Source organism: Enterococcus sp. AZ020, from assembly GCF_050499205.1.
Classification (GTDB): domain Bacteria; phylum Bacillota; class Bacilli; order Lactobacillales; family Enterococcaceae; genus Enterococcus_L; species Enterococcus_L dunnyi.
Genome location: NZ_JBIPAT010000001.1, coordinates 2,422,147 through 2,444,517 on the forward strand (window position 1 = coordinate 2,422,147; position 22,371 = coordinate 2,444,517).

General features: G+C 37.4%; 23 protein-coding genes and 1 pseudogene. 16 read left to right on the forward strand and 8 right to left on the reverse strand.

The genetic code is table 11. The features are described from left to right. Positions 1 to 33 precede the first annotated feature (33 nt). The 4 genes and pseudogenes from IGI58_RS11530 to IGI58_RS11545 form a co-directional block, all read left to right on the forward strand. Positions 34 to 525 carry a gamma carbonic anhydrase family protein gene (locus IGI58_RS11530; protein WP_429953282.1) on the forward strand — a complete coding sequence of 164 codons (492 nt, stop codon included), beginning with the start codon at positions 34 to 36 and terminating at the stop codon, positions 523 to 525. Positions 526 to 540: 15 nt separating this feature from the next. Beyond that, positions 541 to 1,686 (forward strand): non-hydrolyzing UDP-N-acetylglucosamine 2-epimerase, encoded by a 1,146-nt coding sequence (wecB, locus tag IGI58_RS11535; RefSeq protein ID WP_429953281.1) that lies wholly within the window; start codon positions 541 to 543, stop codon positions 1,684 to 1,686. Positions 1,687 to 1,721: 35 nt separating this feature from the next. Then, entirely contained in the window at positions 1,722 to 2,075 is a 354-nt protein-coding gene (locus IGI58_RS11540; protein ID WP_429953280.1) for an iron-sulfur cluster biosynthesis family protein, read from the forward strand. Then, positions 2,072 to 2,212: pseudogene (locus IGI58_RS11545) on the forward strand (DUF3788 family protein); the annotation flags it as partial. The gene IGI58_RS11540 and the pseudogene IGI58_RS11545, both read left to right, overlap by 4 nt. A 121-nt stretch (positions 2,213 to 2,333) precedes the next feature. On the opposite strand, the gene IGI58_RS11550 reads toward IGI58_RS11545, so the two are convergent. Both IGI58_RS11550 and IGI58_RS11555 read right to left on the reverse strand, forming a co-directional pair. Further along, a complete protein-coding gene (locus IGI58_RS11550) occupies positions 2,334 to 2,954 on the reverse strand; it encodes a flavin reductase family protein (RefSeq protein WP_429953279.1) in 621 nt (206 codons plus the stop codon). 21 nt (positions 2,955 to 2,975) lie between these two features. Beyond that, on the reverse strand, positions 2,976 to 3,947 hold the full coding sequence (locus IGI58_RS11555; protein WP_429953278.1) for a ring-cleaving dioxygenase: 972 nt from the start codon (positions 3,945 to 3,947) through the stop codon (positions 2,976 to 2,978). 162 nt (positions 3,948 to 4,109) lie between these two features. On the opposite strand from IGI58_RS11555, the gene IGI58_RS11560 reads away from it, so the two are divergent. Both IGI58_RS11560 and IGI58_RS11565 read left to right on the forward strand, forming a co-directional pair. Beyond that, complete coding sequence (locus tag IGI58_RS11560; protein ID WP_225534922.1) at positions 4,110 to 4,979, forward strand: SPFH domain-containing protein; 870 nt, start codon at positions 4,110 to 4,112, stop codon at positions 4,977 to 4,979. Between the two features lie 17 nt (positions 4,980 to 4,996). Next, positions 4,997 to 5,650, forward strand: a complete 654-nt coding sequence (locus tag IGI58_RS11565; protein ID WP_429953277.1) for an HAD family hydrolase — start codon at positions 4,997 to 4,999, stop codon at positions 5,648 to 5,650. 105 nt (positions 5,651 to 5,755) lie between these two features. Here the strand turns inward: IGI58_RS11565 and IGI58_RS11570 are convergent, their stop codons facing one another. After that, positions 5,756 to 6,259, reverse strand: coding sequence for a cupin domain-containing protein (locus IGI58_RS11570; protein ID WP_429953276.1), 504 nt, complete (start codon positions 6,257 to 6,259; stop codon positions 5,756 to 5,758). Positions 6,260 to 6,619: 360 nt separating this feature from the next. Here IGI58_RS11570 and nox point away from each other — a divergent pair, with 360 nt between their 5' ends. From nox to IGI58_RS11600, 6 genes are all read left to right on the forward strand, one after another. Further along, positions 6,620 to 7,957 carry a H2O-forming NADH oxidase gene (gene nox / locus IGI58_RS11575; protein WP_429953275.1) on the forward strand — a complete coding sequence of 446 codons (1,338 nt, stop codon included), beginning with the start codon at positions 6,620 to 6,622 and terminating at the stop codon, positions 7,955 to 7,957. Positions 7,958 to 8,430: 473 nt separating this feature from the next. Continuing rightward, positions 8,431 to 9,597 (forward strand): endolytic transglycosylase MltG, encoded by a 1,167-nt coding sequence (gene mltG, locus IGI58_RS11580; protein ID WP_422389718.1) that lies wholly within the window; start codon positions 8,431 to 8,433, stop codon positions 9,595 to 9,597. 234 nt (positions 9,598 to 9,831) lie between these two features. After that, on the forward strand, positions 9,832 to 10,305 hold the full coding sequence (greA, locus tag IGI58_RS11585) for a transcription elongation factor GreA (RefSeq protein ID WP_087642267.1): 474 nt from the start codon (positions 9,832 to 9,834) through the stop codon (positions 10,303 to 10,305). 296 nt (positions 10,306 to 10,601) lie between these two features. After that, positions 10,602 to 11,333, forward strand: coding sequence for a cell wall-active antibiotics response protein LiaF (liaF, locus tag IGI58_RS11590; protein ID WP_087642268.1), 732 nt, complete (start codon positions 10,602 to 10,604; stop codon positions 11,331 to 11,333). Next, the gene (locus IGI58_RS11595; protein ID WP_429953274.1) at positions 11,330 to 12,394 is read left to right on the forward strand and encodes a sensor histidine kinase; all 1,065 of its coding nucleotides are present in this window, start codon (positions 11,330 to 11,332) and stop codon (positions 12,392 to 12,394) included. Before liaF ends, IGI58_RS11595 begins: the two co-directional genes overlap by 4 nt. A gap of 141 nt (positions 12,395 to 12,535) precedes the next feature. After that, a complete protein-coding gene (locus IGI58_RS11600; protein ID WP_429953273.1) occupies positions 12,536 to 12,865 on the forward strand; it encodes a hypothetical protein in 330 nt (109 codons plus the stop codon). A 102-nt stretch (positions 12,866 to 12,967) separates the two neighbouring features. Here the strand turns inward: IGI58_RS11600 and IGI58_RS11605 are convergent, their stop codons facing one another. After that, complete coding sequence (locus IGI58_RS11605; protein WP_429952432.1) at positions 12,968 to 14,173, reverse strand: IS110 family transposase; 1,206 nt, start codon at positions 14,171 to 14,173, stop codon at positions 12,968 to 12,970. Between the two features lie 273 nt (positions 14,174 to 14,446). Between IGI58_RS11605 and IGI58_RS11610 the strand changes: the two genes are divergently transcribed. The 3 genes from IGI58_RS11610 (at position 14,447) to IGI58_RS11620 (ending at position 16,285) form a co-directional block, all read left to right on the forward strand. After that, complete coding sequence (locus IGI58_RS11610; protein ID WP_429953272.1) at positions 14,447 to 15,079, forward strand: response regulator; 633 nt, start codon at positions 14,447 to 14,449, stop codon at positions 15,077 to 15,079. Between the two features lie 153 nt (positions 15,080 to 15,232). Continuing rightward, positions 15,233 to 15,898 (forward strand): potassium channel family protein, encoded by a 666-nt coding sequence (locus IGI58_RS11615; protein ID WP_088271290.1) that lies wholly within the window; start codon positions 15,233 to 15,235, stop codon positions 15,896 to 15,898. 75 nt (positions 15,899 to 15,973) lie between these two features. After that, the gene (locus IGI58_RS11620) at positions 15,974 to 16,285 is read left to right on the forward strand and encodes a HesB/YadR/YfhF family protein (RefSeq protein WP_087642272.1); all 312 of its coding nucleotides are present in this window, start codon (positions 15,974 to 15,976) and stop codon (positions 16,283 to 16,285) included. A gap of 57 nt (positions 16,286 to 16,342) precedes the next feature. On the opposite strand, the gene IGI58_RS11625 is transcribed toward IGI58_RS11620, so the two are convergent. Further along, positions 16,343 to 17,830 carry a helix-turn-helix domain-containing protein gene (locus IGI58_RS11625; RefSeq protein WP_429953271.1) on the reverse strand — a complete coding sequence of 496 codons (1,488 nt, stop codon included), beginning with the start codon at positions 17,828 to 17,830 and terminating at the stop codon, positions 16,343 to 16,345. Positions 17,831 to 18,239: 409 nt separating this feature from the next. Between IGI58_RS11625 and IGI58_RS11630 the strand changes: the two genes are divergently transcribed. After that, positions 18,240 to 19,178, forward strand: coding sequence for a glycosyltransferase family 2 protein (locus IGI58_RS11630; protein ID WP_225534928.1), 939 nt, complete (start codon positions 18,240 to 18,242; stop codon positions 19,176 to 19,178). Positions 19,179 to 19,251: 73 nt separating this feature from the next. Here IGI58_RS11630 and IGI58_RS11635 read toward each other — a convergent pair whose 3' ends face one another. From IGI58_RS11635 to IGI58_RS11645, 3 genes are all read right to left on the reverse strand, one after another. Beyond that, positions 19,252 to 20,214: a phosphoglycerate dehydrogenase gene (locus tag IGI58_RS11635; RefSeq protein ID WP_429953270.1), complete on the reverse strand. Its 963-nt coding sequence runs from the start codon at positions 20,212 to 20,214 to the stop codon at positions 19,252 to 19,254. Between the two features lie 102 nt (positions 20,215 to 20,316). Continuing rightward, complete coding sequence (gene ispG, locus IGI58_RS11640) at positions 20,317 to 21,408, reverse strand: flavodoxin-dependent (E)-4-hydroxy-3-methylbut-2-enyl-diphosphate synthase (protein ID WP_087642276.1); 1,092 nt, start codon at positions 21,406 to 21,408, stop codon at positions 20,317 to 20,319. Positions 21,409 to 21,552: 144 nt separating this feature from the next. Next, positions 21,553 to 22,365: a DUF1189 domain-containing protein gene (locus IGI58_RS11645; RefSeq protein WP_429953269.1), complete on the reverse strand. Its 813-nt coding sequence runs from the start codon at positions 22,363 to 22,365 to the stop codon at positions 21,553 to 21,555. Positions 22,366 to 22,371: the final 6 nt, after the last annotated feature.

Here is a 22,371-nt window from a genome sequence, read left to right on the forward strand (position 1 = left end):
GTTATACTAAAGATAATAAAAGAGGTGGATCAGATGACAAAAGAGTATTTTATTGCACCAAGTGCTGATGTATATGGAAACGTGGAATTAGCCAAAGATGTTAGTATTTGGTTTCAAGCGATACTAAGAGGAGATAATAATACGATTAAGATCGATACAGGAAGTAACGTTCAGGATGGTACGATCATCCATGTCGATGCGGATGCAGCGGTCACAATAGGCAAAAATGTAACGATCGGACATCAATGTATGCTCCATGGCTGTACAATTGAAGACGGTGCGTTGATCGGTATGGGTTCAACGATCTTAAATCATGCAAAAATAGGAAAAAATAGTTTGATTGGAGCAGGTTCTCTCGTCACGGAAGAAGTTGAAATTCCAGAGAATGTGCTGGCCTTTGGGCGTCCAGCCAGAGTGATTCGACCGTTGACGAGAGAAGAGATTCGCAAAAATAAAGAAAATGCTCAACAGTATGTCGCACGCTCAAAAGAATTTCTTGAAGAAAAATATCCCCGTTTAACGTGAAAGGATGAATCGCTGATGAAAAAAATCAAAGTAATGACCGTATTTGGTACTAGACCAGAGGCTATTAAAATGGCTCCGCTGATTAAAGAATTAGAACAGCATCCAGAACAATTTGAATCCGTAGTGACTGTTTCTGCGCAACATCGGCAAATGCTGGATCAAGTACTGGCTGATTTTCAGATCACACCCGATCATGATTTGGATATCATGAAAGCTGGACAAACACTCGCTGATATCACAAGCCAGGTTCTGACTAATTTGACCGATGTATTACAGACGGAAAAACCAGATATTGTATTGGTTCATGGGGATACAACGACATCATTTGCTGCTGCTTTATCTGCTTTTTATCATCAGATCATGATCGGACATGTTGAAGCAGGATTACGTACGTGGGAAAAATATTCTCCGTTCCCAGAAGAATTGAATCGTCAGCTTGTAGATGATTTGACTGATATCTATTTTGCACCGACAATGGAAAGTAAAGAGAACTTATTGAAAGAGAATCATCCAGAAAAGCATATTTATGTCACAGGAAATACGGCGATCGATGCCATGGATTATACGATCACTGATGATTATCAGAATGAGGTTTTGGAAGCAATTGGGGAAAGCCAACGTTTGATTTTAATGACGATGCACAGACGTGAGAATTTAGGCATACCGATGGAACAAGTATTTAAGGCTGTTCACCAAATCGTTGAAGAAAATCCTGATATCGATGTGGTTTTTCCAATGCACAAAAATCCAAAAGTTCGTGAGGTTGCTGAAACTTACTTAGCCGGGCTAGACCGTGTTCACTTGATTGAACCACTGGATGTCGTTGATTTTCAAAATTTTGCAGCACGTAGCTATTTGATATTGACAGATTCTGGCGGTGTTCAAGAAGAAGCGCCATCTTTAGGGGTTCCTGTATTGGTTTTAAGAGATACAACAGAACGCCCGGAAGGTGTCAAAGCAGGGACGTTGAAACTAGTTGGAACAGACCAACAAATCGTTTATGAAGCAGTCACTGAGTTATTGACGAATGAATCGGCTTATAAAGAAATGGCTCATGCTGAAAATCCATACGGTGATGGTAAAGCAAGTCAGCGGATTCTTGAAGCGATCGCTTATGAGTTCCAACAAACAGAAAAGGCACCATCTGCCTTTCAAGCTTAAAAATCGTTAAATAAAATAGAGTAGGAGTGATCTATATGTACTTGAATATTAGTGAAGAAGCGAAACAAAAGTTGATGCCGTATGCGAAAAATGATGCAGTGATCGTTTTGGATTTAGATGATGGTGTTGGAAGATATTCAAAAATGGGTGTTTGTTCGTTGGATACAAGTTTTCGGATTTTATTACTGGATCAAGCGCAGGATCGCTCAGATTTTAACGCTACGGTAGAATCAGATTTGGGAACAATTTACATCAAAGATTATTCTCATCGTTATTTGTATAAGGAAATGACCTTAGCAGTGGACCCTCGTTTGCAGGTTCTAAAGCTAAATAGCTCCAGTGGGGTTTTAGATGGAAATGTTCCAATCGTAGATTTAAGAGGAAAGTGAAAAAGTATGAGAGGTTGAGACAGAAGTGTTTAATCCCGAGAAATAAGAAAGAATTCACGAAAATTGCTTTCCAAATTTTTGTGAATTCTTTCTTATTTCCGAAGGGATTGCTTCTGCTCTCACCGTTTATCCGGATTACAGGTGTACGGGATTTGACTCGCAGAGTTTTGTCCCAGACACTCTAAAATTTAATAAACGGGGATCAAAAGTCAGGTTATTCGCTAAGTTCCTAAAAATCGACTTTTGTCTCAGCTTCTTTTAATTCGGTCTTTTTAAATCAAACAGTCTATCGATATGAGCAAAAGTTGCACCTGCTAATCGTGCAAGCGGGTTGAATTTTTCAGTTAAAATATATTCATTTTCTTGATCGAAAATTTCTTCATCGAAATAAAAGTCAGTGATTTCAACGATGAACAAATCTGTAATGATCTGCTCTTGTTGATTTTTGATCGGAACATATTGATGCAGCCGAGCCTCCATTCGAAGTGGTGCTCCTTTGATACCTGGAACCTTAACAGAACGACTTTGAACAGTTTCGATCTGATTCAGGCTGATTTCACTTTGTTCAGGTGGCACTGGAGCAGAGGTTTGATTCATTTGTTCCACATGTGCGTCATTGATTAAATGGATAACTAACTCTTTCGTATCCAGAATATTTCGAGCAGTATCCTTCATCTCAGTATTTTGTCTAAGAATGGATAGCGTTGCTAAGGGAATCTCAGAAGCTGCAGCATTGAAAAAACTGAAAGGCGCAGCATTGATCACCTGTGATTCATGATTCATAGATGTTACCCACGCGATCGGACGAGGGATGATACTGCCCGATAAAAATTTGTAACTCTGCTTTTTTGATAAATTTTTTGTTGAATAATGTAGCATTCTTTTTCTCCCATTCTTTTTTTAGCGCTGAATATTAGCCGAAGAAGTATCAAAAGGTCGAACATCTGCTTCGATTTCTTGTCGTTTACCTTCTAGAAAGGGTGGTAAAGATAGTTTTTCACCAGCAGATTCATAGGTTTCATCTTCTAAAAATCCTGGACCGTCAGTAGCTAATTCAAACAAGACCTGTGGAGCAGCTCTAAAGTAGTCAGATTTAAAATAGAAGCGTTCGACAAAGCCGGAGTTAGGGAAGCGCAGTTTAGCGATTTTATCGATCCAAAAACGTAATGCATCTTCATCTTCAACACGCAATGCTAAATGATGCACATTTCCGAAGCCTTCTTGTGCTTCTGGAAGATCCTCACGATGTTCAACAATAATGCTGGCACCATTTCCGCCTTCGCCTACTTCAAATAAGTGAAAACTTCCTTCAGCATCGACTAATTTAAATCCTAATACTTCAGCTAATACCAACTGCATATGCTCAAAATTCGTTACTGTCACAAAAACTGGACCTAAGCCGATCAAAGCATGTTCAGCAGGGACATCTGTTTTCTTCCAAGGAACACCAGCAGCCACGCCATGGTTTTGCTCATCTGAAATCAGTTGATAACGTTGATTGTCAAAATCCTCAAATTCTATATATTTTTTTCCAAAACGTTCTTGGATTGGACCATGATCTATGTCGTGTTCATTAAAGCGATCGATCCAGTAGTCTAATGAAGCATCATTTTTTACACGAAAAGAAGTACGGGAAATAGTATTCGTTCCTTTTGTTCCTTTAGGTAGACCAGGAAAATCAAAAAAAGTCATGTCTGTACCAGCAGAGCCTAAATCATCTGCAAAAAATAAATGGTAGGTTTGAATGTCGTCTTGATTGACTGTTTTTTTGATCAAACGTAACCCTAAGATATCCGTAAAGAACTGATAGATTTTTTCTGCACTAGATGTCATTGCAGTAACGTGATGAATGCCTTTGATAGTTGTATTCATGATAGAAACCTCCAAATGTTTTAAATAGTAAACTTACTAAAAGTAAGTTTACATTAAAATAGTTGATTTATCAACTATTTTGACTTTCTCTAACTATTGATAGAACCTTGAAAGAAGAGTAAGATGAGAATAATAATTCTATGAAAGAAAGTAGGGACAAAAATGGAAGAGAAAAAAACGTTTCATGTCAATGGATACATTGCTTTAGTTGTTTTGATCATCTTGATTGTGATCGGCGGTTATTGTTTTTATTTTGGGGTAACAGATGAAAGTATTGCAATGATCACAGTCAGTATTGTTTTGTGGGTGATTTCCGGATTATTCTTAAGCTCATTGACGATCGTTAGCCCGAATCAAGCCAAAGCTATTTTATTTTTTGGGCAGTATTTAGGAACGATCAAGGAAAATGGTCTATTTGTGACGACTCCTTTAACTCAAAAAATCAATGTTTCATTGAAGGTCAGAAATTTTAATAGTTCTTTGCTGAAAGTAAACGATTCAGATGGTAATCCAGTTGAGATTTCTGCAGTCATTGTTTTCAAAGTCGTCGATACAGCAAGAGCATTGTTTGATGTAGATCGTTATCAGGATTTTGTGGAAATTCAAAGTGAAACTGCGATTCGTCACATTGCGACACAATATCCATATGATACATTTAATGACGATGATTTGACCTTGAGAGGAAATACTAATGAGGTTTCAGAAGAACTAGCGAAAGAATTGCAAGAGCGTTTAGCAGTTGCTGGAGTTGAGGTGATTGAAACACGTTTGAATCATCTGGCGTATGCGACTGAAATTGCTAGTGCGATGCTGCAAAGACAACAAGCGAAAGCTATTTTATCAGCACGCCAAACAATCGTTGAAGGCGCAGTGTCCATGACTCAGATGGCTTTAGAGCAAATTGAAGAGGGACAGGAAATCAATTTTACCGACGATCGTAAGATTCAATTGATCAATAATTTATTAGTCTCAATCATTACCGACAAAGGCACTCAGCCTGTCATTAATACAGGCGATGTGACTGAGCGCTAAAGAAAGTGAGTTTTGCTATGAAGTACACGACGATTTTATTTGATTTAGATGGAACGATCACAGATTCAGGTGAAGGAATCATTAATTCTGTGAGTTATGCATTAGAAAAAATGAACTTACCTGTTCCAGATAAGGAGCAGCTCTATTCATTTATTGGACCACCACTGAATGATACATTTCGTAAACTGTATCAATTGAATGGATCAGCTATTGATCAGGCAGTGAACTACTATCGTGAAAATTATCAAGACAAGGGAATGTATGAAAACCATGTATATGAGGATATAACAGCATTACTAGATGACTTGAAGACAGCCAGTTGTCAGTTGTATATTGCTACATCCAAACCAGAAGTGTATGCAAAACAAATTTTAGCTCATTTCGATTTGGATACCTATTTTGAGGGTATCTATGGCGCAAGCTTAGATGGCGATCGTTCCAAAAAAGGGGACGTGATACGTTACGCCTTGTCATCTGCAAAGGTTACTTCATTAGAAAAAGCACTGATGATCGGTGATCGAAGTCACGATATCATTGGAGCGAAGGAAAATCAATTGGCTAGCGTAGGCGTCTTATACGGTTTTGGAGATCAGGACGAGCTAACAACTGCAGGAGCAGATTACCTTGCAGCAACTCCGAAAGAAATAGCAAACATTATTTTAGAAAAATAGAAAAAGAAGAGGCCGGGACAGAAGTGATCACTTCTGTCCCGGCCGTTTATTCGATTATGAAGAGCTTGGGACGTAACTAGGAAAGTTATGTCCCAAGCTCTTTTTTTAATCAGGTAAACGATCATAAGCTAGACGGTCAATAACGTTTTCGTGTTCCGGATATAAAGATAAAAGCTGTTTTTTTGTAAACAATTCAAAGTCCTGATAATCAAATCCAGGTGAAACCATACAACTAACTAAAGCAAATGCTTGATCAGTGTCAACAGTCGAACCAAAAATCACATTTTTAGGAACAACAGCTTGTAATACCTCTCCAGCTTCCAAATCATTTCCTAATCGAATGACTTCATAGTGACCATCGGGGTAAAGCAAATGGATACTAAGGGGTGAACCCGCGTGATAGTACCAGACTTCATCAGATTTCAACCGATGAAAATGCGACGGATTTTCACTCGTTAAAAGAAAATAAATACTTGTATAATAGGGTCTAACTACTTTTTCAGATGTTTGAAGCGATTGATCACTACTTAATACTTGTTTGAAATAGCCTCCTTCTGAATGAGGTTCTAATTGTAGTTGTTCGATCCAATACTGTTGATCTTTTTTCATAAAATACTTCCAGCTTTCTTTTTTGATCAAATTTTATAGTATGATTGATGATTTAATCTTATCATGAAACATCATCGTATGGTTGCTTGAAAGTGGTGCCTCGTTTCCTTTTTTATGAATAATGTAAATATTTAGTGGTAAGGAAATCGACATAGTCTTCACACGAATAGTCATTTTTTGTATTCCATCTACTTCTATTATAACGATATTTATTTATAAATCAGTCTTAAATTCTGAGTTTTTGATGAAAAAAATTAAATATTCTCAAATATTTTAGCCAAACGCTGATAAATTGAAAAAAAGAAAGCCTTTTCTTCGGTTATAATTAAGTTCAATAAATCACATTTAAAGGAGAGTCTTATGAGCAAAATAAAAACAGTTATCGTCGGTGCAAATCACGCAGGTATCGCTGCAGCAAACACGTTGTTGGATAATTACCCAGACCAAGAAGTTGTTATGATCGATCGAAATACGAATCTTAGCTACCTAGGGTGTGGGACAGCACTTTGGGTCGGACGTCAAATTGAATCATACGAAAATCTTTTTTATACGAATAAAGAAGCTTTTGAAGCAAAAGGCGCTAAAATCTATATGGAGACAACAGTTGAGCGGATCGATTTTGACAAAAAAATCGTTTATTGCAAAAAACACGATGGAACAGAACTAACAGAATCCTATGACAAATTGATTTTAGCAACAGGTTCAGCACCGATCAATCCGGATATTCCTGGAAGAAATCTAAAAAATGTAGAATTTCTCAAACTTTTCCAAGATGGACAAACCGTTGATGCGGCAATGGCTAAAGCAGAAGTCAAAACAGTGGCAGTGATCGGTGCAGGCTATATCGGAGTTGAGATCGCCGAAGCAGCAAAACGCCGTGGGAAAAATGTCTTATTATTTGATGCAGCTGAAAGATGTTTGCCAAATTACTATGATAAATGGTTCACAGAAGACATGGATAAAGTGTTGGCAGATAATGGGATCGACCTTCATTATAATGAGTTAGCGAAAGAATATAAAGGCAGTGATCACGTCGAAACACTTGTCACAGATAAAGGAGAATATGCTGTTGATTTAGTGATCAATGCAATTGGTTTTAGACCAAATAATGGATTAGGCAAAGACCACTTAGAATTGTTTACTAATGGTGCATATCTAGTAGACCTTCACCAACAAACAAGTGATCCTGATGTTTATGCCGTAGGTGATTGTTCAACGATCTTCTCTAATGCAGTTCAACAAACGACCTATATCGCGCTTGCAACAAATGCTGTCCGTTCAGGTATCGTTGCTGCGCATAATGTCGGAGGAACAGCGCTGGAATCGATCGGTGTTCAGGGCTCAAATGGTATTTCTATTTTTGGCTATCATATGGTTTCGACTGGTTTGACTGTACAGGAATCAGAAAAACTAGGATTGAAAGTCAAACATACAGAATTTGAAGATTTACAAAAACCAGGCTTCATGAAAGAAAACAACTCTGTGAAAATCAGAATCGTTTATGAAGAAGAGTCTCGTAGGATCATTGGCGCTCAAATGGCCTCTTACGAAGACATCTCGATGGGAATTCATATGTTCTCATTGGCGATCGAAGAAAAAGTGACTATCGACAAATTAAAACTCTTAGATATCTTTTTCTTACCGCATTTTAATCAACCATATAACTACATTACGATGGCGGCTCTTAGCGCTGAGTAGTTATTTGATCAGAAAGCTTTGAACCGAATGTTTACAGGCATTTAAAGAGACTAAGGACGACTCACAGAGTTGTACCTTAGTCTCATTTTTTGAATGAAAAAAGTACAAGCAAATCTTACAAGTTGGTGACTTTTCTCTAAAAAAGTTTAAATTTAAAAAGCTTTCATGTATAATGGTAAAAGTTAAAGACGATACATAGAAAGTAAGGAGGATTTGTTTTGGCAGAAGATAACCAAAATAATCAAGATCATTCCAACTCTTCATTCAAAGATCAAGTGCTACGTTCTTTACGCGGCGAAGAGATCGGCAATGATGATTCAGCTTCCTTTGATCCTAACGCTAATCAACCACAGCATAATGAAGCAGAATATCATAAGACTGAACATACAGAGCAACATAATCATACAGAGGAGCCAACTGGCGTACCAGAGGTCGAACCTGTCGGCTCAAGAAGTTCGGAACAACCAAAGCGAATCGATCAATCGAAATCAACAGATTCAGCACAATCTCAGGATGAAAAATCAAAAAAACGTACAAGGAAAAAAGAAGATCGAATCGTAGGGCGGATCGTGTTGATCGTAGCCTCAGTCTTGCTTTTAGTGATTGCGATTTTCGGTTTTACGTTTTATAAATATGTCACAACAGGCTTGGAGCCATTGAACAAAAAGGATTCCAAACTTGTGCAGGTTCACATCCCTGAAGACTCTTCTAATAAGAAGATCGCGAATATACTCGAAGAAAGCAAAGTCATCAAAAGTGGCATGGTATTCAATTATTATGCAAAATTCAAAAATCTGACTGACTTTCAAGCTGGTTACTATCAAATGTCGCCGGATATGACACTTGATGAAATCGGAGCACTTTTAAGAGAAGGTGGCACCGCAGAACCAACACAACTGGCAGATGGCAAGGTGACGATCCCGGAAGGTTTTGATATCGACAAGATCGGAGATGCCATCGAGAAAAATACAGACTTCAAAAAGGATCAGTTTATCGAATTGATGAAGAAGCAAGAATTTTTCGATGCGATGAACCAGAAGTATCCAGAATTACTAGGAAGTGCTGGAGAAGCAGCAGATGTTCGCTACCGTTTGGAAGGCTATTTGTTCCCAGCAACGTATGATTACTATAAAGATTCGAAGATCGAAGATTTTGTAGAGCAAATGATTGCAAAAACCAACAGTGTGATGGAAGGGTATCTTCCGATGGTGCATGCAAAAGGAATGACGATCCAGCAAGTCTTGACATTAGCATCTTTGGTTGAAAAAGAGGGTGTCAAAGAAGACGACCGCAAAAAAATTGCGCAGGTTTTCTTCAATAGAATTTCAGCAAATATGCCGCTGCAGTCCGATATCTCTATTTTATATGCTCTAGGAGAACATAAAGAATTAGTGACATATCAAGACTTAGAAGTCGATTCACCATATAACTTATACAAAAATACTGGTTATGGACCAGGACCATTAGACAGTCCAAGTGAGCAGGCAATCAATGCTGTATTGAATCCAACACCGAATAATTATCTGTATTTTGTGGCAGATATTTCAACAGGAAATGTATATTTTGCTGAGACATATGAAGAGCATCAGGAATATGTAGAAAAATATGTAAACAATACTGACACTGAAAAAAGTGAATAATAGTTAAACGTGCGTATCTTAATTACGAGCCAACCTAGAACATAGGCGGGGCTCGTTTCGCTTTCCCATCAAGCTGCAAAAGAGAACTGGAAGATTGGATCGAATTACCATAAAAAAATAAGCGAATATTATTTACAATTTGCTTAAAGCGTGGTACTCTTTTGTGGATTGAATACGGAATTTCAAAAAAGACTAAAATAAACCATAGTAGTAGATTAAGAAGGAGAATTCAACATGGCAGAAAAAGTATTTCCTATGACACTTGAAGGAAAAGAAAAATTAGAACAAGAATTAGAAGAATTAAAAACAGTTAAACGAAAAGAAATCGTTGAACGTATAAAGATCGCAAGAAGCTTTGGAGATCTATCTGAAAACTCAGAATATGAATCAGCTAAAGATGAACAAGCCTTTGTAGAAGGGCGCATCACAACTTTAGAAAACATGATCCGTTTTGCTCAAATCATCGATAATGATGGCGTTGATTCTGACGAAGTTTCTATCGGAAAAACGGTGACGTTTATTGAGTTGCCGGATGGTGAAGAAGAAGAATATACGATCGTTGGAAGTGCAGAAGCAGATCCGTTTTCTGGGAAAATTTCCAATGATTCACCGATTGCTCAAGCATTGATCGGTAAACGATTAGAAGATCAAGTAGCGATCGCTACTCCTGGCGGAGATATGCAGGTAAAAATTATCAAAGTCAGCTAAATTTGACCCTTTGAAAGAGTGCGAAACAAAACGAAAAATTAGTTTTGTTTCGCACTCTAAAACTTAATAAACGGTGGAGAAGAGTCAAGATTTTCAACAATTTCCTGAAAATCGAGCAATACGAAAAGCGTATTGTTCGATTTTTACACCAATTATTCGAACCTGATTGACTTTTTGGCTCAACCTCTCGTTTTCTTCAAAAATTAGGGCTAAAGTCCTATAGCCAAATGGGGCTTTAGCAACTAACATTAATACGGGAATTAAGCTATACTAGTTCCATAGAAGGGGGGATCTTCATGAATAATCCATGGCGCTTTTTTATCGTCGTTGAATCATTACTTTTCATTTTTGCTTTGTGGCAAATTATACATAACCCTGGCCTGGCAGTTTTGATGGTCTTAGGTATTTTAAGTGTTGTCTATGCGATGAAGAAAGTTCATCGTACTAATTTTAATAATTTTCAACTTGTTTTAGGAATCATTTTGATTTTGATCGGTGTAATGAATAGTCCGGCATTTTGGCTAATGTTAGTTATTGGTGTTTTATTCATCGGGCTAAAAGGTGTCGAAATCGCAGGAGTGGATATCACACAACGGGCACCATGGCGTAAGAAACAAATGATCATGGTCGAAACGGCCAATGTCGAACCTAAAGGCGGCCGTCGTTTTAAGCGTCCTTGGTTTGCCAATGAACGTATCGGCAGCAATGTCTATGAATGGGATGATATCAATATTGATATTATTTCCGGTGATACGATCGTTGACTTAGGGAATACTTTACTTCCGAAAGATGACAGTATTATCATTATTCGCAAAGGCTTTGGCCGTACGAGGATTTTAGTTCCTCTAGGAGTGGCGGTAACCTTGGAGCATTCTACTTTTTATGGCAGTGTTAATTTTGAAGAAGAAAAATATCATTTGAAAAATGAATCGTTGAAAGTCTACAGTAACGATTTCGATTCTAATAATCGTCGTCTGAAAATCATAACAAATACGCTGGTCGGAGATGTCGAGGTGATTCGTGTATGAGTGGTAGGATGTCTCGACAAATGCTATCTCTTTATGCAGCCTGCAGCACATTTATTGTTGTGCTGCTTACGCTGTTTTCATACTTTTATTCGATCAAACAAAAAAACTGGATGCTGGAGTTGATTCAGCGAAAAGTCTTTTACATTCCATTGATCTTCCATATGCTTTTGATTTCACTGCTGGTCGGTTTGTCGACTTTTTTACTCGTATCTATTGTTCAGAAAGCTCAGTATGGTAGAATTGAAGAAAAACTACGGTTACTTGCCAGAGGCAGCTATGAAAATCCGGTGATTGAAAAAAAGGTTCCCCATGCCGATAATGATCAATATATCGGTGAGGTGGATCAGGACATTTTAAGTATCAGAAAAAAATTAGTTGAAATGTCAAAAGAATTGCAATTATTGAATAGTCGACCACAAATGGTAGATGGAGAAACAAAAGAAGAAATTCTGGAAGAAGAACGTCATCGTTTGGCGCGGGAATTGCATGATTCTGTGAGCCAACAGCTGTTTGCTGCAATGATGATGTTATCGGCTTTAAACGAGCAGGCCCAACGCAGTGAAACACCAGAAATGTTTCGAAAGCAGTTAGTGATAGTAACAGACGTCATCAATGCTTCACAATCTGAAATGCGAGCATTATTACTTCACTTACGTCCAGTAAGTTTAGAAGGAAAGAGCCTACGTAAGGGGATTGAGCAATTATTAATAGAATTACAAACAAAAATAAAAATTGAACTGACTTGGGATGTAGAAGATGTGCATCTCAACAGTAGTATTGAAGATCATTTGTTCAGAATCGTCCAAGAACTGTTGTCTAACACATTGCGACACGCTAAGGCAAAAGAGTTAGAAGTTTATCTGCATCAGGTAGATAAGAACGTTTTACTTAGATTAGTTGACGATGGTGTTGGATTTGATATGACTGAAAATGGAAATAAAGCTGGAAGTTACGGCTTGAAAAATATTCGTGAACGAGTTGCTGGAATGGGTGGTACTGTTAAAATCATAAGCTTTAAAGGGCAGGGAACGAGTGTGGAGATCAAAGTGCCTGTGATTTAGGTGTTGAGATAAGTCACTCTTAGAAGAATAATGCTTGTTGCGAGGGTCTTAAAGCGTCTCTTCTAATTGAGACTAATAGAGCTTGTTCCGCTATTATCGTTATCCAGCTGCACAAGCCAGCCTTTCGGAAAAAAGATAAAAATGAATTGTGGCAAAAAAGCACCACATTTTACTTTTTCCTATTTTTCTGTCAAGGCTAAGCGGCTTGTTCCGCTATTATCGTTATCCAGCTGCACAAGCCAGCCTTTCGGAAAAAAGATAAAAATAAATTGTGGCAAAAAAGCACCACATTTTACTTTTTCCTATTTTTCTGTCAAGGCTAAGCGGCTTGTTCCGCTATTATCGTTATCCAGCTGCACAAGCCAGCCTTTCGGAAAAAAGATAAAAATAAATTGTGGCAAAAAAGCACCACATTTTACTTTTTCCTATTTTTCTGTCAAGGCTAAGCGGCTTGTTCCGCTTTTAAATTAAGCCAGCTATGAAAAGGTCAAGTAAAAACGAGTATTTTTTTTAGTTATTTGTTGTGCAACTGTAGTGCACGACAAATAAGCCTAGCATATAGTTTAAAATTTTCTAGGCTTCAGTTTCAGAAGTTAAACGAACTTCATAAGGTTTATCCGTTGTCCAAATAGCGAAAATAATGTTCACAAGCTTACGACAAACGGCTCCAATAGCTGTTCCGTGGGATTTCCCCCGAGTTCTAAGACCTTGGTAATAAGCGGATAAAGCAGGATCTTTTTGAGAAGCAATAAAAGCTGCTTGCCAAATAGCTCGGCGTAAATAGGGGGAGCCTCGTTTTGACAGATGATTTTGGGTACCTGTAAAATCACCAGACTGATGGACAGAGGCATCTAGTCCTGCGAAAGCAAGCAATTGATTTGGGCGTTCAAATCGATGAATATCGCCCACTTCCCCTATGATAACTGCGGCAGTTATTGGACCAATTCCTGTAATAGTCGTGAGGAAATTTTCTTGTTTTTCAACAATCCGAACCATTTCATCTTCAAGCTGATGAATTTGTTTTTCAAATAATTGAATCTGTTCTAAAAGTAATTGAATTTGAAGCTTGAAAACATCTGTCGCAATGCTAATACCGAAAGAAGACTCTGCGATACCTTTTAGCTGATTCACTTTTTGTTCCGCTTTGGATCGCCCTAGGCGACCATTACTCGCTTGATTCAGCAGTTGGATTAATTTATCGGAGTCAATTTCTACCAAATCCTCTGGCAAAGGAGATTGAAGTAATAACTGTGTAGAAGATTTTCCGAACATATCGGAAAAAAGCTGATTATATTCTGGAAACACTTGATCCAAACAAGCAATAACTTTCCGTTTCAAGTCCGACATATTATCAACAACGCTGTAACGAAACCGTTCCAACTGTTTTAATTGAAAAATTTCTTCTTTAGGCAGTTGGGTTGGGTCAGGTAAGTCCATACGCATTACTTGTGCAATTAAGACTGAATCCACGGTATCCGTTTTGGTTTTACGGATATAGAAATTTCGAAGAGAATCGGATTGAATCGGATTAAAAGCTGTTACATGAAATCCCAATCGATGTAGAAATGAATAAATCGATAACCAATAATGACCAGTTGCTTCCATTCCAATCATAGTAGTATCAGGCAATAGTTCATACTGATTAATAAATTGTAGGAGCTGTTCACTCCCGCGTTTAGAATTGGCAAAGCGAAGTGTTTTTCCAAGTAGTTTCCCTTGTTCATCAAGTAGAGCTGCTTCGTGGTTTCGTTTTCCAATATCAATACCGATAAAGAACATACAATCAACACCTTTCAACAAGAGTTTACAGATAAGGTTTTCCTCAAACTCTAGGGACGATATAGCCTCGTGAGAGATTCAGAAACACGGTTCTATCCAGCTCATTCATATACAGTCCGTAGAGAAGAGGCATCAGTCTTAATTAGGAAGACAAAGCTTCAAGGAGGAAAAACTATGCCCTCTATCTGTACGAAATAATCATACCCCAACGGGGATGAAAACAAAATATCAGAATAAATCTGATAACTTTATTATACGAGGAGGTATGTATAAGTGATCAAAGTAATGTTAGTGGATGACCATGAAATGGTACGTTTAGGTGTATCCTCTTATTTATCGATTCAAGATGATATCGAGGTCGTCGGTGAAGCTGAAAACGGACGGATCGGTTATGAGAAAGCGTTAGAGTTAAGACCAGATGTGATCCTGATGGACTTAGTTATGGATGACATGGATGGTATTGAATCCACGAAAGCGATTCTAAAAGACTGGCCTGAAGCTCGGATCATTATTGTAACCAGTTTTATTGATGATGAAAAGGTTTATCCTGCAATTGAAGCTGGGGCTGCTGGCTATCTACTAAAAACATCGACAGCGCATGAAATTGCTGATGCGATTCGTAAAATTTTTAGAGGTGAACGTGTTTTAGAGCCGGAAGTGACGACGAAGATGATGGAGCGTTTAACGAAAAAGCAAGAACCTGTTTTACATGAAGACTTGACGAATCGTGAGCATGAAATTTTGATGTTGATTGCTAAAGGACGCAGTAATCAAGAAATTGCAGATGAATTATTTATTACCCTTAAAACAGTAAAAACGCATGTGTCGAATATATTAGCAAAATTAGATGTCGAAGATCGTACACAAGCAGCGATTTACGCGTTTCAACACGGATTGGCAAAATAGAATAAGACCGAAAGTGGATAAAATCGCCTCATAGTGGTTGCTTTATTCGCTTTTTTTGTAGATATAGAGAAGGATCAGATTGATTGGTGTTCCTGTTCAATTACCTATTGGTTTGATATACTTAGATTAAATTTGAAACTAGGAGAAGTAAGGATGAAACAGAATTTTGCAATTATCGGACTTGGGAGATTTGGCGGGAGTATATGTCAGACGCTGATCGAATCTGGTCAAGAAGTTTTAGCTATTGATAGCAATGAAGATCGTGTAAATGAATATATGAATATTGCAACACATGCAGTTGTAGCAAATGCCCAAGATGAAACGACACTGCGATCTTTAGGTATTCGTAACTTTGATCATGTAGTTGTAGCAATTGGTGAAGATATTCAAGCCAGTATTTTAGTCACATTAATGGTTAAAGAAATGGGTGTCCCTAATGTATTGGCGAAAGCAGTCAATGAATATCATGCAAGAGTATTGGATAAAATCGGTGCCGATTTAGTCGTTCATCCAGAACGTGATATGGGAATCAGAGTTGCTCATAAACTAGTATCCAGAAATATTTTGGACTATATCGAATTATCGAATGATGTTTCCTTGGCAGAAGTACGTGTGTCGAATCCGAAATTTTATGGGAAAACGCTAGGTGATCTAAACTTTCGTCAGCGTTTTGGTTTGACCGTTGTTGCAATCAGACGTTCTAAATCAGAAGTGATCGCTTCACCAGCAGCGGAAGAAATTGTTCGGGAAAATGATAATTTATTAGTAGTAGGCGAAACAGATGACGTTGATTTATTGGATGAAAAGATGAATCAATAAAACGTAAGCACTTTATTCTATGAACCTTAAACTTTATGCTAGAATAACAAGTGAGAGCAAAGGGGAGAGATAGAGATGAAATTAACGATTACACCAGAAGCACAAGAATGGTTTAAAAATGAAGTAGGCGTTACTTCTGATAGTGGTATTCGCTTTTTCGGTAAAATTTATGGGAAAACAGATGTCCATGATGGATTTTCCATTGCGATGTCTGTTGAGGCACCAGATCAACCGATGGTGAAAGAGGTTATTGATGATATCACTTATTTCATTGAGGAAACGGATGACTGGTTTTTTAAAGGATATGATCTCTTAGTTGATTACGATCATGAAAAAGACGAGCCTAAATATGTATTTGCTGAAAATAAAGAAGATTTACAGCAGTAAAATCAACATAAAAAGGAAAGAGTTATGGTCCATGCAACTCTTTCCTTTTTAGTTTACTTAAGCAATCAAAGCAGTAGATTTTTCAGTATATTTTTGGTGTAGATTATCAATCAGATTTACTTGATAATCCAGTAATGGAGACAAAGGAATGATTTGGTAATTTTCTTCTTGCTTCGCCTTATCCGGCAGTAAAAGTTTCGATGTTGCGATGTAAAAGTCATAGTTGTCGTCAGAAGTTGAAGTAACAAATGAAACGGAGATAAATGATAGTTTTTCAAGGAAGTCAAAAAGTGACTGCAGAAAAATAGCATTCGGTGATAGAATGATTCCAACTTTTAAACGATATTTAGTGTTACTTCTTTGATAAAAAGGAAGTAGGAAAAAAGAACAGATATAGACTAAATCATTCAGATTATTTTTGATCCAGGCAAATTCCGGCTCAGATGTAAGAGACGTTAAAAATGTTCTGACTTTTTTTGAAAGATGAACAAATAAAGGTTGTTGATCTTTGATGAAATCTTCCATAAAATTGATAGCTAATGGCAAAGATCCTTTTACTACAGAATGATTGAGGCAAGTATTGAAAAAATTGATATTTAGTATTTCTTGTTCATTGGGTGATAACTTTTTTTCTGAACATAGTGGAAGATAAAATTCTTCAAATCGTTCGATCAGGTTTCCAAAGGGCTGATGATCGCTGTTCATGTATTCTTTCACATAATGCATTCTAGGGTCATCTGCATAAAAATAAATACTCCAGTAGAACATCATGAAAGATAAAAAGGTTTTTTCTCTTTCTATGTAATGTGAAGGTACGTTCATTTGCTGTAACTCTCTGACAAATGAAGCATTTACTTCGGGAAAAATCAATTCTTTAAATGGCGGTTCTATTATGTAATGTTTTTTCTTGATCCGTAATTTTGAGATGGTTTTTAATAAGTACCATTCTCTAGGTTCGGTATAGGTCATCCATTGATGGTCTTCTGAGTCAAATAAGTCCATTCCGCGTTTAGGCTCTTCCAAAGCTATAAAAAGATCTTCTCCATAAGACGCGATCCAGAAGAGGTTTAGATAGACGATACGGATCAAATTCTCTTCTCCGCTTAATTGAAGTTGGGAGCAGTTTAGTTGGACGTTAAAGCTTTTTAGGTAGCGGATAAGTGGTTGAAGTTTTCTGATGATGGACGCTCGGCTGATATAATGATCTTTACAGAAATTATCAATAGTGTAGTTACGTTCTAAGATGGTTGCAAGTAAAAATTGGTAAGACAAGCTCTTCCTGAATAAAAACTGATGATAGGGAATATCCCGTAAAGCAGCATTATCGATCTGGACTTTGCCTTGTTTGTTCAACAATTCGATATTTTGCTTTTCTAAAAGATCGTCGTGGATATCAGCAAAAATCGAATTTAAACGTGCATAAGAAAAATCAGTGAATTGTTCAAAATAATGAACACTATATGTACCGTCTGCAGTTGCTATGAGCTGATTGAAAACGATGAGCTTGCGCTGAGCAGAATCATCTAATAAAATTTCTTCTAACATATTTAGTCTCCCTACTATTTAAAATATTCTGAAAAAAAGATCATATAAAAATTCATAACTTATAAATTCAATGTATAAAAATTAATCTATGGTATTATAATAACCACTTTTTGACCAAATTTCAATTATATAATTAAATAGAAATGAAAATGTAATGATTGTTTAAAATTAGGTTAATCCTTTAATTATTCGGGAAATCAGGTGTTATCCTAATATTAATGGCTATATTTTTTTGTTTTAATTAAAAAATATTGGTTATTTATTTCGATAATATTTCTTTTAATGATTGGTGATTTTTCTTTAGAAAAAATTGGAGGCAGAAGGAAACAAAAATCTCTGTCCATTTTTTTGTAACTCACCGTTAGATGTATGTTATAATCAAAAAAGAATGTTTTTTGGAGGAAAGCTTATGTTGTCGATTGTTGTTCCTTGTTATAATGAAGAGGAATCCATTCCATTATTCTTTGAAGAAGTGGAAAAAATCAGCGTGCAGATCAAATATGACATTGAATATATTTTTATTAACGATGGGTCAAAAGATGGGACGTTGGAATCATTAAGAAAATTGTATAAAGCTCATCCTGATAAAGTCCGCTATCTTTCTTTTTCTCGCAACTTTGGGAAAGAAGCAGGGTTGTACGCAGGGCTCAAGGAAGCTCGCGGCAGTCTAGTTACTGTGATGGATGTTGATTTACAGGATCCGCCTGAACTATTACCGCAAATGATTCAAATGTTGGAAGCAAATAAAGAATTGGACTGTATTGGTACTAGACGTGGTGATCGCGAAGGTGAACCGCCAATTCGTAGTTTTTTTGCTCGAATGTTCTACCGCTTAGTCAATAAAATCGGTGAAACAGAGATGGTCGATGGTGCCAGAGATTTTCGTTTGATGACGCGTCAAATGGTAGATGGGATTCTAGAATTGACAGAATATAATCGCTTTTCAAAAGGGATTTTTAGCTGGGTCGGATTTAATACAGAATACTTATCTTATGAAAATCGTGAACGTGTAGCTGGATCTACTTCTTGGTCATTTTGGAGTTTATTGAGTTATTCCATCGACGGTATCGTTAACTTTTCGGAAATGCCTTTGAACCTAGCTTCTTATGTAGGCGCTCTTTCTTGTGCTGGATCAGTCATTGCGATGCTGGTGATTTTCTTTAGAACGATCATTATTGGTGACCCAACTAGCGGATGGCCGTCTATGGTTTGTATCATTTTGTTTGTAGGCGGGCTGCAACTTCTTTGTCTTGGGATCATTGGTAAATATATTGGAAAGATCTTTTTGGAAACGAAAAAACGCCCGATTTATCTTGTGAAGGAAACAGAACAAGATAATAAAGAATAACAGAATTAGAAAGTAATCAGAAAAGACCAGCTTTGATCTCATTGAGAATCTAAGGCTGGTCTTTTTGACGTGCTCAGTAGCCTTGGCTCAGAGCAATTTCATTTTTAGCTAGTGTGCCATCTGATAAGAATTGGATCAGATTTTGTTTGAAGATAGCTAACAGCTTTGTTTTAAATTGAGGGGTGAGTCCAGAAATATGAGGTGTTACTAGCATGTTTTCCATAGTCCATAAAGGGCTGTCTGACGGCAAAGGTTCTTCTTCAAAAACATCTAAAGCAGCAAAACTCAGCTGACCGTTTTTTAGTGCTTCGATCAGGTCAGTTGTGTTGACAGATGGTCCACGGCCCACATTGACAAACACCGTTCCTGGTTTCATCGCGAGAAACATTGATTCATTGTACATTTGGTAGGTTTCATCGGTTAACGGTAAAATATTTACAACGATATCCATTTCTTTGATGATCCGCTGCATGTTTTTTTGTGAGTAGCATTCAATAAAACCAGGAGTGACATGTCCTGATGTGTTGATACCGTATGGCTGGATATTTAGACCTTGAGCAAATAAGGCCAGCTGTTGACCGATATTTCCAGTGCCGACGATCAATATCTTTTGCATAGATAATTGCTTATAGGAAATATTTTCTCGGCTCCATATCCGATTTGTCTGATTGATGATGCTTGTACGAATCCCACGGAAAGCCGCGAATAAAACACCTAATACGTGTTCTGAAATCGAAACACTGTGAATACCGCTTGCGTTTGACAAAAGAATGCCTTTTTCCGCAAAGCGGTCTAAATCATAGGAATCAACACCTGCTGAAATCGATTGTACCCATTTTAAACGACTAGTTTCAGAGTCCAGAAGATATTGGCCTAACTCTTTATCCCAGCCTAACATGATTTCAATATCATCCTTGATTATTTGGGGTGTTTCTCTGTGAGCATCAACAACGATATGATCAACAGCTGTCTTTCGAATATCCTCCACTTGTTCTTCCTTCATTTTTTCAAAAAGATAAATAATTGGTTGTCCCATTTTGATTCCTCCCTGCATCATCATTGTAACAAAAAACGAAGTCAAACTAAAAAGGATTGAACTATGAGTCGTTCAATCCTTTCAAATATAGTATGGTTCAAATTAGATTTCTTCACCGCGGGCATAAGCGGCTGCTAGAAGATCTACTTCTTTTTTCAACTCTTCAACCATGATCTCTTCTGGAACTGTACGGATGATTTTCCCTTTTTTAAACAACATTCCTTTACCGTTTCCACCAGCGATACCGATATCTGCTTCTCTAGCTTCACCAGGACCATTCACGGCACAACCTAAAACAGCTACTTTGATCGGTGCTTTGATCTTTTCGATATATTCTTCGATTTCATTAGCAATCGGAATCAAGTCGATTTCAATACGTCCACAAGTAGGACAAGAAATCAATGTCGCAGCATTACTTGCTAAACCAAATGCTTTTAGAACTTCTTTAGCTACTTTGATTTCTTCGACAGGATCTGCAGATAGTGAAACTCGGCAAGTATTTCCAATGCCGCGGGAAAGCAAAGCCCCAAGTCCAGCAGCAGATTTCATTCCGCCGGAAAATTTCGTTCCAGCTTCAGTGATTCCCAAGTGTAAAGGATAATCAAATGTTTGAGCAGCCAAAGTATATGCTTCAATCGCCAGATTCACATCACTAGCTTTTAATGAAACGATAATGTCATAAAAGTCTAGATCTTCAAGAATTTTGATATGTTCTACAGCACTAGCAACCATTGCTTCGGCAGTTGGATAGCCGTACTGCTGTAAGAATTTCTTTTCTAAAGAACCAGCATTTACACCGATTCTAATAGGGATTCCTTTGGCTTTGCAAGCAGTAACTACTTTTTCTACGCGGTCTTTTCTACCGATGTTTCCTGGATTGATCCGAATTTTATCTACGCCTTGCTCGATTGCTTTCAGTGCTAAACGATAATCAAAATGAATATCTGCGACTAATGGAATCGAGATTTGACTTTTGATGGCACCTAAAGCATTCGCTGCTGCTTCATCAGGAACAGCCACACGCACGATCTGGCAACCTGCTTCTTCCAATTGTTTGATTTGCGCAACTGTTGCTTCAATGTCATGTGTTTTTGTTGTACACATACTTTGGATAAATAATTCATCACTTCCGCCGATCGTTAAGTCGCCGATTTTAACCGGACGTGTATTTTTACGATGGGTCAATTCTCCCATAATAGATTCTCTCCTTATTTTGTCGTACAGTTTTTTTATTGTTAATTCCTCAATAAGTATAATTCAACGTCTATCTTAACACATAATGATAAATCTGAGAATGTAAGAAAAGTTTAAGATTTCTTCTTAACATCATCAAAAAGATTAGATCGTCGGTGGTTCTTGCCGCGCTTCTTTTCGGGTAGCAAAGAAAAAGAGCATCAGCGAAACGAGAATGATCAAAAAGCTATCATCAAAAGGTCTGACCAATAGTTGGAGTAAGCTGCTGACGATCACTGGTAAGGTTGAGCAGTAGACAACTATCTTTAAGCAATCAAGAAAGCGCAGTTTGTATAAACGAACCTTACTATAAAGATTGGCACCGATCGTGATCAGCAATAGATTGATGATCAAATTAATAAATGCTGGATACAATGTAACTACAAAAACAATGAGTTTGAGCCAAAATGGCACATTCGATTCATCTAGTGCTTGTTTCAAATCTTGACTGTTCAAGCCATCTAGAGTACCTTGTGAATAAGGCGCTTCAAACTGACTTGTGCCAAATAGGGCATCTGCCGTCCCAGAACTTGGTAAGGAAACAACAAACTCGTCATCTAAAAAACCGACACTGACTGCATTTCCCACAGAATCAGCGGTAATATCACTGAGTGAACGTTTTCCTTCCGGATCGAAGGTGAAGATGATCGAATTTGTTTGATAAATAAAACCTTTGGTAGAAGGATCTGTTTTTAATCGACCATCGGCAATTGTAAAATCAGGTAATTTTTCAGCGATTTTTTGACCATCATTTTTGATATCCTGAACCATAGAAAATATTTGTTTTGTTAATGGAAAAGCAAGAATCACACTTAAAAAAAGGATGTACAAAATGACTTTCCAAAAGGGCGTGTTCTTTGCTTTATGAAGTTCGGAAAATTGAAAAAAAGCGTGTTTAAATAATGTGAATGTATTCATAGATTT

What these genes read in the sequence shown, in the direction of transcription:
- IGI58_RS11530 (WP_429953282.1), top strand. Translation starts at nt 34, where the DNA reads ATGACAAAAGAGTATTTTATTGCACCAAGTGCTGATGTATATGGAAAC.
- wecB (WP_429953281.1), top strand. Translation starts at nt 541, where the DNA reads ATGAAAAAAATCAAAGTAATGACCGTATTTGGTACTAGACCAGAGGCT.
- IGI58_RS11540 (WP_429953280.1), top strand. Translation starts at nt 1,722, where the DNA reads ATGTACTTGAATATTAGTGAAGAAGCGAAACAAAAGTTGATGCCGTAT.
- IGI58_RS11550 (WP_429953279.1), bottom strand. Translation starts at nt 2,954, where the DNA reads ATGCTACATTATTCAACAAAAAATTTATCAAAAAAGCAGAGTTACAAA.
- IGI58_RS11555 (WP_429953278.1), bottom strand. Translation starts at nt 3,947, where the DNA reads ATGAATACAACTATCAAAGGCATTCATCACGTTACTGCAATGACATCT.
- IGI58_RS11560 (WP_225534922.1), top strand. Translation starts at nt 4,110, where the DNA reads ATGGAAGAGAAAAAAACGTTTCATGTCAATGGATACATTGCTTTAGTT.
- IGI58_RS11565 (WP_429953277.1), top strand. Translation starts at nt 4,997, where the DNA reads ATGAAGTACACGACGATTTTATTTGATTTAGATGGAACGATCACAGAT.
- IGI58_RS11570 (WP_429953276.1), bottom strand. Translation starts at nt 6,259, where the DNA reads ATGAAAAAAGATCAACAGTATTGGATCGAACAACTACAATTAGAACCT.
- nox (WP_429953275.1), top strand. Translation starts at nt 6,620, where the DNA reads ATGAGCAAAATAAAAACAGTTATCGTCGGTGCAAATCACGCAGGTATC.
- greA (WP_087642267.1), top strand. Translation starts at nt 9,832, where the DNA reads ATGGCAGAAAAAGTATTTCCTATGACACTTGAAGGAAAAGAAAAATTA.
- liaF (WP_087642268.1), top strand. Translation starts at nt 10,602, where the DNA reads ATGAATAATCCATGGCGCTTTTTTATCGTCGTTGAATCATTACTTTTC.
- IGI58_RS11595 (WP_429953274.1), top strand. Translation starts at nt 11,330, where the DNA reads ATGAGTGGTAGGATGTCTCGACAAATGCTATCTCTTTATGCAGCCTGC.
- IGI58_RS11600 (WP_429953273.1), top strand. Translation starts at nt 12,536, where the DNA reads ATGAATTGTGGCAAAAAAGCACCACATTTTACTTTTTCCTATTTTTCT.
- IGI58_RS11605 (WP_429952432.1), bottom strand. Translation starts at nt 14,173, where the DNA reads ATGTTCTTTATCGGTATTGATATTGGAAAACGAAACCACGAAGCAGCT.
- IGI58_RS11615 (WP_088271290.1), top strand. Translation starts at nt 15,233, where the DNA reads ATGAAACAGAATTTTGCAATTATCGGACTTGGGAGATTTGGCGGGAGT.
- IGI58_RS11620 (WP_087642272.1), top strand. Translation starts at nt 15,974, where the DNA reads ATGAAATTAACGATTACACCAGAAGCACAAGAATGGTTTAAAAATGAA.
- IGI58_RS11625 (WP_429953271.1), bottom strand. Translation starts at nt 17,830, where the DNA reads ATGTTAGAAGAAATTTTATTAGATGATTCTGCTCAGCGCAAGCTCATC.
- IGI58_RS11630 (WP_225534928.1), top strand. Translation starts at nt 18,240, where the DNA reads ATGTTGTCGATTGTTGTTCCTTGTTATAATGAAGAGGAATCCATTCCA.
- IGI58_RS11635 (WP_429953270.1), bottom strand. Translation starts at nt 20,214, where the DNA reads ATGGGACAACCAATTATTTATCTTTTTGAAAAAATGAAGGAAGAACAA.
- ispG (WP_087642276.1), bottom strand. Translation starts at nt 21,408, where the DNA reads ATGGGAGAATTGACCCATCGTAAAAATACACGTCCGGTTAAAATCGGC.
- IGI58_RS11645 (WP_429953269.1), bottom strand. Translation starts at nt 22,365, where the DNA reads ATGAATACATTCACATTATTTAAACACGCTTTTTTTCAATTTTCCGAA.